The sequence below is a fragment of the Herbaspirillum sp. C7C2 genome (genome assembly GCF_022627865.1).
GTDB lineage: Bacteria > Pseudomonadota > Gammaproteobacteria > Burkholderiales > Burkholderiaceae_D > Herbaspirillum > Herbaspirillum frisingense.
This window is the reverse complement of the sequence record NZ_JABXGI010000067.1, coordinates 1-303: the sequence shown is the minus strand read 5'-3', so window position 1 is coordinate 303 and position 303 is coordinate 1. Positions and strand designations below refer to the sequence as shown.

Genomic DNA, 303 nt, shown 5'->3' with positions numbered 1-303 from the left:
CACGACCACCACCGGCAGCACAGGCACGACCACCACCGGCGGCACGGGCACGACCACCACCGGCGGCACCGGCACGACCACCACCGGCGGCACGGGCACCAGCACCACCGGCGGCACGGGCACCAGCACCACCGGCGGCACAGGCACGACCACCACCGGCGGCACAGGCACGACCACCACCGGCGGCACGGGCACCAGCACCACCGGCGGCACGGGCACCAGCACCACCGGCGGCACTGGCACGACCACCACCGGCGGCACTGGCACCACCGGCGGCACCGGCACCACCGCTAGTGGCGGCAG

The 303-nt window shown here is 76.9% G+C and carries 1 protein-coding gene; it reads right to left on the bottom strand.

Annotated elements, in window-relative coordinates; all coding sequences use genetic code 11:
- A partial coding sequence (locus HWE04_RS24640; RefSeq protein ID WP_241813931.1) for a hypothetical protein occupies positions 1–303 on the bottom strand: 303 nt, incomplete at both ends.